At 73.9% G+C, this 9,882-nt stretch carries 9 protein-coding genes; 2 read left to right on the plus strand and 7 right to left on the minus strand.

The annotated features are described in order from the left end of the window. Window positions 1–54 precede the first annotated feature (54 nt). Window positions 55–1,257, minus strand: coding sequence for a sensor histidine kinase (locus ACLJQM_RS38295; protein WP_410635224.1), 1,203 nt, complete (start codon window positions 1,255–1,257; stop codon window positions 55–57). 191 nt (window positions 1,258–1,448) lie between these two features. On the opposite strand from ACLJQM_RS38295, the gene ACLJQM_RS38300 reads away from it, so the two are divergent. Next, window positions 1,449–2,516 (plus strand): ABC transporter permease, encoded by a 1,068-nt coding sequence (locus ACLJQM_RS38300; RefSeq protein ID WP_410635225.1) that lies wholly within the window; start codon window positions 1,449–1,451, stop codon window positions 2,514–2,516. Beyond that, a complete protein-coding gene (locus ACLJQM_RS38305; RefSeq protein WP_410635227.1) occupies window positions 2,513–3,196 on the plus strand; it encodes an ABC transporter ATP-binding protein in 684 nt (227 codons plus the stop codon). The genes ACLJQM_RS38300 and ACLJQM_RS38305 overlap by 4 nt, the downstream gene beginning before the upstream one ends. 123 nt (window positions 3,197–3,319) lie before the next feature. On the opposite strand, the gene ACLJQM_RS38310 is transcribed toward ACLJQM_RS38305, so the two are convergent. The 6 genes from ACLJQM_RS38310 to ACLJQM_RS38335 all read right to left on the minus strand — a co-directional run bounded on the left by ACLJQM_RS38310 (window position 3,320) and on the right by ACLJQM_RS38335 (window position 9,855). Next, on the minus strand, window positions 3,320–4,780 hold the full coding sequence (locus ACLJQM_RS38310) for a BTAD domain-containing putative transcriptional regulator (protein ID WP_410635229.1): 1,461 nt from the start codon (window positions 4,778–4,780) through the stop codon (window positions 3,320–3,322). After that, on the minus strand, window positions 4,777–5,931 hold the full coding sequence (locus ACLJQM_RS38315; protein ID WP_410635275.1) for a sensor histidine kinase: 1,155 nt from the start codon (window positions 5,929–5,931) through the stop codon (window positions 4,777–4,779). The genes ACLJQM_RS38310 and ACLJQM_RS38315 overlap by 4 nt, the downstream gene beginning before the upstream one ends. Window positions 5,932–5,964: 33 nt before the next feature. Continuing rightward, complete coding sequence (locus ACLJQM_RS38320) at window positions 5,965–6,615, minus strand: cutinase family protein (protein WP_410635230.1); 651 nt, start codon at window positions 6,613–6,615, stop codon at window positions 5,965–5,967. Window positions 6,616–6,707: 92 nt separating this feature from the next. Continuing rightward, a complete protein-coding gene (locus ACLJQM_RS38325) occupies window positions 6,708–7,364 on the minus strand; it encodes a response regulator transcription factor (RefSeq protein ID WP_247022680.1) in 657 nt (218 codons plus the stop codon). Window positions 7,365–7,471: 107 nt separating this feature from the next. After that, window positions 7,472–9,121: a right-handed parallel beta-helix repeat-containing protein gene (locus ACLJQM_RS38330; protein ID WP_410635232.1), complete on the minus strand. Its 1,650-nt coding sequence runs from the start codon at window positions 9,119–9,121 to the stop codon at window positions 7,472–7,474. Continuing rightward, entirely contained in the window at window positions 9,121–9,855 is a 735-nt protein-coding gene (locus ACLJQM_RS38335; protein WP_410635233.1) for a LuxR C-terminal-related transcriptional regulator, read from the minus strand. The genes ACLJQM_RS38330 and ACLJQM_RS38335 overlap by 1 nt, the downstream gene beginning before the upstream one ends. Window positions 9,856–9,882 lie beyond the last annotated feature (27 nt).

Genomic DNA, 9,882 nt, shown 5'->3' on the forward strand with positions numbered 1-9,882 from the left:
GCATCTCGGCGAACCGCGCCCCGGGCTCGGTCGCCGACCCGATCAGGCTGCCGGTCATCGGTGCACCTCCGGTTGGGCCTCGGCGGGCCGGGGCAGCGGCAGGCGGGCCGCCAGCGCCGTGCCCTGGCCAGGGGCCGACTCGATGGTGAACGAGCCGCCCAGTGCGTGGGTGCGGGCGCGCATGGCCACCAGCCCGAAGCCGCCCTCGCCGGGGTCGGGGGCCGGGAGCTCGCCGGGTTCGAAGCCGGTGCCGTTGTCGACGACGTCGAGGGCGATCTCGTCGCCGAGGTAGCTCAAGGTGACCTCGGCGGTGGTGGCGCCGGCGTGGCGGACCGTGTTGGCGAGCGCCGCCTGGGCGATGCGCAGCAACGCGACCTCGTGCGCCGCCGGCAGCGGTGCCGGGTCGCCGGTGCGGTGGAAGCGCGCGGTGATCCGGTGGCGGGCGCTGGTGGTGGCGCACAGGCGTTCCAGCGCGCCGGCGAGCGTGGTGCCGTCCAGCGCCGGCGGGGTGAGGGCGGCGACGAAGCGGCGTGCTTCGGCGAGGTTGTCCGCGGCGGCCTGCCGGGCCTGCTCCACGTAACGGGCCGCGTTCCCCTGCGGTTCTCCGGGCAGGGACCGCCCGGCGGCGCGCAGCAGCAGCTGGATGCTGGACAGCCCCTGGGCGAGGGTGTCGTGGATCTCGCGGGCCAGGCGTTCCCGCTCGGCCAGCACCCCGGCGGTGTGCTGGGCCTCGGCCAGGTCGGCCCGGGCCGCGGTGAGCTCCTCGATCAGGCGACGGCGGCGTTCGCTCTCCTGGTAGAGCGCCTGGTACCCCCACACCACGGCGACCGCGACCGCCGCGCCGAGCGCCGGGCCGATCGCGGCGGCCGGGCCGAAGGTGCCCTGGTGCGCGGCGAAAGCGATGATCGCGGTCAGGGCCGTGGCGAGCACCGCGAGCAGGCCCGCCCGGCGGGACAGCAGGTGGAGCTGGAGGAAGTACAGCGGGAAGGCGACCCACACGCCGTCGGCGGTCAGCACCACCAGGGCCAGCCACCCGGCGCCGACCGCGCCCAGCCACGCCGCGGCGGCCCGCCGGGACGTGCGGACGGGCGGGAGGAGCGGCCCGGCCGCGTACACCACGGCGCAGGCCACCGCCACCGCGACGACCGCCCCGGCCCGCGGCTGACCCCCGGCCACGGCCCGCGCGGCCGCCAGGACCAGCAGGGCGACGAGCAGCAGGTGCAGGCACCAGGTCAGCACCCGGGTGGTCGGCGTCAAGGCAGGAGCGGCGGCGTTCACAGTGCGTCCAGGTTACGGAGCCGCGGCGGGAACCACCTCTATCGAAAGGGGGAACCGGCGCGCCACCGTCCGGCCCGGGAAGTGCCGTCCCCGGCCGGATGCCCCACCGGGGCACCGGCGACGACTGTGGGGACGTACCCGCTCCCCTCCCGAAAGGACAGACCGACGCCGTGTTCGTCGCCTGGAGAGACCTGAAGTTCGCCAAGGGGCGCTTCGCCCTGATGGGCACCGTCATCGTGCTGATCACCCTGCTGGTCGGCCTGCTGTCCGGACTGACCGCCGGGCTCGGCAGGCAGAACGTCTCCGCCATCACCGGCCTGCCCGCCGACCGGATCGCCTTCGGCGGCGGCCAGGACCCGTCGTACGCCGACTCCACCGTCACCGAGGCGCAGTGGCGTCAGTGGGCCGCCGCATCGGGGATCACCGGCGCCGAACCGCTGGGCATCACCACCACCAAGGCCACCGCCGGTGCCCGGAGCAGCGGGGTCTCCGCCTTCGGCGTCCGGCCCGGATCCGGGCTCGCCCCGGACGGCGGCGCGCTCACCGGGCACACCGTGGTCCTGTCCGTCGCGGCCGCCGCCGACCTGGACAGCCGGCCCGGTGCCCGGATCACGCTGGCCGGACGGCAGCTGACCGTGGCCGCGGTGGCCGGCGACGCCTCGTTCAGCCACACCCCCGTCGTCTGGACCACCCTCGACGTCTGGCGGGCGATCGCCCCGCCGACCGGCGGCGACGCCACGGTGATCGCCCTGACCACCACGTCCGGCGCCGACCTCGCGGCCACCGACCACGCCGCCGGCACCCGGACGGTCCCCCGGGACGACTCGCTGTCGGCGATCGGCTCCTACCGGTCCGAAAACGGTTCCCTGCAACTGATGCGCGGCTTCCTGTTCGTCATCTCCGCCTTGGTCATCGGTGCCTTCTTCACCGTCTGGACCATCCAGCGCAGCGGCGACGTCGCCATCCTCAAAGCCCTGGGCGCCACCACGGCCGGGCTGCTCACGGACGCACTCGGCCAAGCCGCCGTCCTGCTCGCCGGCGGCACCCTCGCCGGCACCGGTCTCGCCGTCGCCGCCGGTGCCGCGCTGGCCGGTTCCGCGATCCCCTTCGTCCTGACCCCCGCCACCGTGCTCGTCCCGGCCGCCGTGCTGGTCCTGCTCGGCGGGCTGGGTGCCGCGCTCGCCATCCGCCGGGTCACCGCCGTCGACCCGCTGACCGCCCTGGGAAGTGCCCGATGAGCCTCACCCTGACCGGAGTCACCCTCACCTACCCCGACGGCGACACCCGCCTGACCGCACTCGACGACGTCAGCCTGGCCGTCCCGCGCGGCAGCCTGATCGCGGTGGTCGGGCCGTCCGGCTCCGGCAAGTCGAGCCTGCTGGCCGTCGCGGCCACGCTCATCACGCCCGACTCGGGCACGGTCACCGTCGACGGCACCACGACCGCCGGACTGAGCCGCGGCGAGTGCACGGACCTGCGCCGCCACAAGATCGGCATCGTCTTCCAGCAGCCCAACCTGCTGCCCGCCCTGACCGCCGCCGAACAGCTCCAGGTGATGGCCCGCATCGACGGGCGTTCGGCGGCCAAGGCCCGCACCCGCGCACTGGACCTGCTCGACGCCGTCGGCCTCGCCGCCCAGGCGGCACGCCGGCCGCACCAGCTCTCGGGCGGTCAGCGCCAGCGCGTGAACATCGCCCGGGCCCTGATGAACGAGCCGACCGTCCTGTTGATCGACGAGCCCACCAGCGCCCTCGACCACGACCGCGGCGCCGCCGTCATCGATCTGGTCACCCGCCTCACCCACCAGCGAGCCACCGCGACCGTCCTGGTCACCCACGACCGCGCCCACCTCACGGCGGCGGACCGGATCACCGAAGTGCACGACGGCCGCCTGCGGGTTTCGGCACCGGCGGGTTGAGCGTTCCGGCGGTGCTCAGGCGGTCCGGGTCGGTTCAGCTCCGCGCCGGGCGGTCGGAAAGCGTGCCCATCAACAAAGCCGCGATCGGGCTCGGCACCCGCCGGCTGAAAGCTCCGACGACGCTCATGCGAACCCGAGAGACCGATCGTCGCCCTCCAGCACCGCCGTCCGGGTCCGGTTCAGCTCCGCGCCCGGCTCCACCGCGAAATCATGCCGCAGCCGGTCGTGGATCCGCTGGTACACCGCGAGCGCGTCCGTCCGCAGTCCGCGGGCATAAAGCGCGCGCATCAGCAGAGCCGCGATCGGCTCGCGGTGCGGGTGCGCCGCGAGCTCCGTGGACAGCTCCTCCGCGGCCGACGTGTAGCGGCCCAGCCGCAGCTGGGAGTCCGCCTTGCGCTGGGCCAGCGAAAGGCGGTACTCGCGCAGGCGCAGCCGCTCGCCTTCGGCGAAGGGGCCCGGCAAACCCGCCAGGGGCTCGCCCTGGAAGAGGCCGATGGCGTCGGCGCACCGCTCGGCCGCCGTGGTCAGGTCTCCGGTGTCCGCCGCCGCCTTCGCTTCGCGGTCGAGTTCGCGCAGTCGCGTGAGGTCGGTCCAGACGCCGTTGCTCGCGAACAAGTACCCCGCGCGGCCGCGGCGGATCACCGACTCCTTGCTCGTCTCCTTCGCCGCGCGCAGACACGCGCGCAGGCGCAGCACGTACGTCGGGAGCACGCCGGTGCCGGTGCCCGGGGGTTCGAGGCCCCAGACGTCGTCGAGGAGGCCGGTGTCGGTGACCACGACGTCCGGGCGCAGCAGCAGGGCGGCCAGCAGCGCCTGCTGCCGGACCGGGCCGAGGTCGAGGGCGGCCGTGCCGCGCCACGCCCGCAGCGGGCCCAGCACCGAGAACCGCAGCTGCGCCACCGAAGGCCGCGGCGCCGGTGCCGGGACGACGGCGGGGGTCCGGGCGGCCGTCACGATGCCGTGGTCGAACGCGTACACGACGGCCGCGGCCCGGTCGCGCAGGCCGAGTTCCTTCAGCAGGCGGGCGAACCGGGTCTTCACCACCGCTTCCGGGATGCCGAGCGAGGTGGCGATCTCGGCGTCGGTGCCGCCGCGGCCGACCGCGCGCAGCACCTCGAGCTGCTCCGGGGTCAGCGCGCCCGGCCGCGGCTCCGGCTGCCCGGCCGAGTGCCGGAAAGTGGTCAGCACGCGGGCGGTGACGGCGACGTCGAGCCACGCGTCACCCGCGGCCACCGCGCGGACCGCCCGGATCAGGTCCTCGGCGGGCGAGTCCTTCAGGACGTACCCGACCGCGCCCGCACGCAGCACGCCCGCGAGCAGTTCGTCGTCGTCGAACGTCGTCAGGGCCAGCACCGGCGGCCGCGGGCCGGTCTCGCGCAGCCGCCGGGTCGCTTCGATCCCGTCGACGTGCTTCATCCGCAGGTCCATCACGACGACGTCGGCTTCGGCCGCGGCGAGCGCCGCGGGCACCTCGGCACCGTCGCCGCACTCGCCGGCGATGGTGAAGCCGTCGCGCTGGCGCAGGATCCGGCGCAGCCCGGACCGGACCAGCTCCTGGTCGTCGACCAGGAGGACCCGGATCACGACGCCGCTCCGGTCGCCGTCGGGGGGACGGCGAGGTCGACGAGCCAGTCGCCGCCGTCGGGCCCGGCGCGCAGGCGGGCGCCGATCTGCTCGGCCCGCGCCGCCATCCCGGTCAGCCCGGAGCCGTCGGTCGAGAACTCGGCCGGCCGGTCGGGCAGGGTGTTGCGGACGCTCAGGCGGACCTCGTTCCGGCCGACGTGCAGCCGGATCCGGGCGGTGCTGCGCGGCGCGTGCTTGGCGATGTTCGCGAGCGATTCCTGGGTGATGCGGTAGAGCGTGAGCCCGGCCAGGTCGGTCACGTCGGCGGCGTCGCCTTCCTGCTCGAAGTGGATGTCCAGGCCGGCCCCGCGGGTGTGGGCGACCAGCCCGGCGATGTCACCGGCGCCCGGCAGTGTGTGCCGTTCGGCCGGCGCGTGCGAGAGCAGCCGGACCGTGCGGCGGATGTCGGACATCGCTGCCCGGCCCACCCGCTCGGCCTCGGTGAGCCCTTCGATCGCTTCGTCGACGTCCCGGTCTTGCTGCAGCGCGCGGCGGGCACCGGTCAGGTGCAGCAGCGTGATGCTGAGCGAGTGCGCCACGACGTCGTGCACCTCGCGCGCGATGCGCTGGCGTTCGGTGAGGATCGTGTGCTCGCGTTCGGCGTCCCGGCCGGCGCGCTCGGCGGCCAGCGCGCGGACGTACCAGCGGAGCATGAACCCGCCGGAGTGCCCGAGCAGCACCGCGGCCAGGTAGACCGCGGCCCCGGTCAGGCCGGGCCCGGCCGCGGCCAGGACGAGCACCGCGAGGTCGAGGCCCAGGAACAGGAACGCGACCGCGGGCCGCGCGATCGAGGCCACCTCGGCTGCGAGCACCACGAGCACGATCGGGGCGAAGTCCGGCAGGCGGGGTTCGGTCAGCAGGATCGTCACCGCGCCGGCCACCGTGACGCACTTGGTCCACACCGGGAGGATGCGGCCGGTGGCCAGCCAGACCAGGCTGGTCGCCACGACGAGCAGCGCGACCACGACGAGCACGAGCGGCGGCAGCACCCCCGCCCGCTGCGCGATGGCGGTGCCGGCCAGCAACGCCGTGAAAGCGTTGGTGCAGACCGCCACCCACCACGGCAACGCGATCCGGGACTGGGCGAGGCTCGCTTCCAGCCGATCGCGCATCTTCACAGCCTCACCCTAGGGCCCGTCTCGCGATCAGGGGTAGTAAACGCCGTTGTACCACTGGCCGCCGGCGTCGTCGGAATAGACGTCGACGTTGAAGTTGTAGTTGCCGTGCTTGCCTTCCCAGAGGTAACCGGGCAGGCCCGAAGCCGCGTCGATGTCGCAGATGACGTCATCGGTGCACAACGTCAACGTGGGGATGTTCCCGAAGAAGTCGTCCACCCCGGCGAGCGGGAAACCGGCGATGGGCGCGATCAGCGGGTGGCCCGCCGCCCCGGCGTTGCCCGGTCCCGGCGCCCGCTTCGGGTCCGCGATGAGCACGGCGTTCACGTTGTCGAAGGTCTGCCAGTTTTCGGTCACCCACGTGTGCACCACCGCGGCGCCGAGCGAGAACCCGACCGCCTTGACGTGCTGGCCCCCGCACGCGTTGCGCTGGTCGCGGATCAGCCGGTTCAGCTCGTTGACGCCCTGGCGGGCGTTGTAGCCGATCGGCTGGGCCGGGTACCCGACGCGCTGGCTGATGTTGCCCTGCCAATAGGGGGCGTTGGAATCGTTGTCCCCCGTTCCGCCGACCACGATCGTGTAAGTGCCGTCGCACGACGCGGCCTGCGCCGCGGGTGGGGAAAGCAGGCCCAGCCCGGCCGACGCGAGAATGCCCGTCAGCAGGATCGAAATCTTTTTCACAGCAACCCCCTTGAACTGTCGCGGCCCGGTTGACCTCGACGCGGGGAATGCTGCCAAGCGATCATGAAATTCCGATGAAACCGCGCACTCGTTCACCCGGTCATGCGATAACCGACGCCGCGCACGGTGTGGATCAGCACCGGGTCGCGCAGCTTGCGCCGCAGGCGGCCGATCACCACCTCCAGCACGTTCGACCCCGGGTCGGCCGCCTCGTCCCAGGCGTACGCCAGCAACGCGGTGCGCGAAACCGGGCGGCCGGCGGCGGTCATCAGCCGTTCGAGAACGAGGTATTCCTTGCGGGTCACCGTGAGCAGCACGCCGGCGCGGGTCACCTGGTGCTTGCCGTTGTCCAGCTCGACGTCCGCGCAGCGCAGCACGTCCGGCCGCGTGGTCAGGTCGCGGCGGCACAGCCGGCGCACCCGCGCCACCAGTTCCGGCATCGCGAACGGCTTGACGAGGTAGTCGTCGCCGAAGCGCAGGCCGTCGATCCGGTCGGCCACGCTGTCGCGGGCGGTCAGGAACAGCACCGGCATCGGCCAGTCCTCGCGGCGCCGCCCGCTCACGTACCGCAGCGCGTCGCCCGAGGGCAGCATCCGGTCGAACACCGCGCAGTCGTACGGGTTCACGAACAGCGCCTCGTCGGCGGCCGGCAGGTCGGCCACGGTGTCGACCGCGAACCCGGCGGCGCGGAGGGCGGCGTCGAGCGCCACCCGCAGATTTTCGTCGTCCTCGGTCACCAGCACCCGCACCCCAGCACGTTAACAATCCGGCCGAAAGCAGGCGGATACGGCCCGCGGCGGGCCTGCTCACCAGCACCGTTTCCGCCGTGGCTGCCGTCGGATTGTTAACCAACGACTCAGCAGCGTGCGGCGGCTGCCACGACGTCGTCGGCGAGCAGCTCGCGCAGTTCGCCCACGTCCGGGATCCGGCCCAGCTGCCGCAACCGCTGCGACTGCGCCTTGCGCATGCCTTCGAACAGCCGCCGTGCGTCCCGCGCGTTGCCGAAGTTCGGCTCGGCGGCGGCGCGCGTGAAGAACTCCGTCAGCACCGGGCGCGCGGCCGGGTCCAGCGCGTAGTCCCCCGCCGACACCATCCGGCCGACGATGCCCAGCAGCTCGCCGGGGGTGTAGTCGGCGAACTCGATCGTCTTGCCGAAGCGGGACGCGAGCCCGGGGTTGGCCGACATGAACTCCGCCATTTCGGCGGTGTAGCCGGCGACGATCACCGCCACGTCGTCGCGGCGGTCCTCCATCAGCTTGACGAGCATGTCGATGGCTTCCTGGCCGAAGTCGCCGCCCGCCGACGCCGCCCGCGACAGCATGTAGGCCTCGTCGATGAACAGCACGCCACCGAGCGACTCCTCGACCACGACCGCGGTCTTCTCCGCGGTGTGCCCGATGTACTGGCCGACGAGGTCCCGGCGCGACACCTCGCGGAACTGGCCGCGCGGCAGCACACCCAGTGCCTTCAACAGCTTCCCGTAGATCCGCGCGACCGTCGTCTTGCCGGTACCGGGCGCGCCGGCGAACACCAGGTGGTGGCCGGTCGCGCCGACCGGCAGCCCGGCCCGGCGGCGCCACTCGTTGACCTGCAGCTCGTCGACGAGCGCCCGCACTTCGGCCTTCACGCCCGGCAGGCCGACCATCGCGTCCAGCTCGGCCAGCAGGTCGTCCAGCTCCTGGCTGCCGAGGCCGCCGGGCGCCGCCGGGTCGCTTGCCGCGACCACGGTGGTCGTCGCCCCCGGTGCCACCACGATGCCCGGTTCGGCGGTGTTCTCCACCCGGCAGCCGGCCACGCGGCCCCCGCAGCCGGTGGCGAACGCGATCCCGGCGCACCGCGTGTCGCGGACCGTGCAGCCGGCCAGCTCGGGTGCGCCGTGGTGCGCCACCGCGATGCCCTCCTGGCCGGTGCGGGTGATCTCGCAGCGTTCGACGACCGGCCGCGCGTACTGGTACACGTACAGCCCACGCAGCCCGCACCCGGTCACCGCGCAGTTGCGGATCACCGGGTCGGCCCCCATCGCGACGATGACACCATCGCCGGTTACGTCCTGAACCGTGGTGTCGGCGAGCGTGCCGGACCCGCCTTCGACGACGATCCCCTGCTCCCCGCCCGCGACGGCGCACCCGGTCACCTCGAACCCCGCGGTCCCCCGGATCCGGATGGCCGGGCCGCGGCCGCCGGCGAAGACGCACTGCCGGACGGTGAGCGCGACGTCGTCGGCGGAGATCGCGCCCGCGTCCCCGGCGCGGACCTCGATCCCGCGCAGCGCAAGGAATCCGCCGTGGACGGCGAAGACCGGCTGGTCGGCGCCACCGCCGTCGACGACCACCGCCGCGCCGGCCGCGGCTTCGATCGTCACGCGCCGGCCGGCCAGTTCGAAGACCTCGTGGTAGGTGCCCGCGGCGACGGTGATCACGGCGTCGTCGCCGGCGTCGGCCAGCGCGTCGCCGATCGTCGCGTACGCGCCGGGCCGCGCCGCGACCGCCAGGGTGCGGCCGGTCATCAGCCCGCCTCGGCCAGCAGCCAGCCGCGGTCGACGGCCTTGGCGCCGGCCTGGAAGCGGCTGCGCGCGCCGAGGCGGTTCATGATGTCGGCGACCATCCGCCCGACCGTGCGGACCGAGATGCCCAGCTGGACCGCGGCCGACTCGTCGGTGCTGCCGGAGCAGAGCAGCACCAGCAGGTCCTGCTCGCGCGCGGTCAGCATTTCGTCGTCGCCCGGCTCGGGCAGGTCCGACGGCCCGAGCGGCACCGCGGTCCGCCAGGCCCGCTCGAACAGCCCGGCCGTCGCGGTGACCATCCCCGGCAAGCGAAACGCGGCTATCGCGGGGCCCGGCCGCTCAGCGGGCAGCACGACGGACTTGCGGTCCAGCACCAGCGCGTCCATCGGCACTTCCGTGTCGGTGCGCACCTGCGCGCCGGCGAGCGCGAGCGCCCGCGCGGTGCCCGAAAGCCGTGCCGAGTCGGGGAACAGCGCCCGGCAGGGCACCCCCGCGCGCAGGTTCGCGTGGGCGATCCGGCGGAACTCGCCGACGGACGCCGCACTAGTGTCGGCACTCATGATCAGGACCTCGCTGACCGCCGTGTCCGGCAGCGCGTCCGGTCCGGTCCCCTCGACGAGACTGAGCCCGCTCCCCTGGTTCATCGCGCCATCCCCTCGTTTCGCCGCGGCCGGTTCATGCCAGATCCCGCGGATCCGCTGGTCTCCGCTCGCCGACGCGTTAACGTGCTCGAGCATGTGGCCACTCTCCCCCGGGCACCTGAG

Source organism: Amycolatopsis sp. cmx-4-83, assembly GCF_046548815.1.
GTDB classification, from domain to species: domain Bacteria; phylum Actinomycetota; class Actinomycetes; order Mycobacteriales; family Pseudonocardiaceae; genus Amycolatopsis; species Amycolatopsis pretoriensis_A.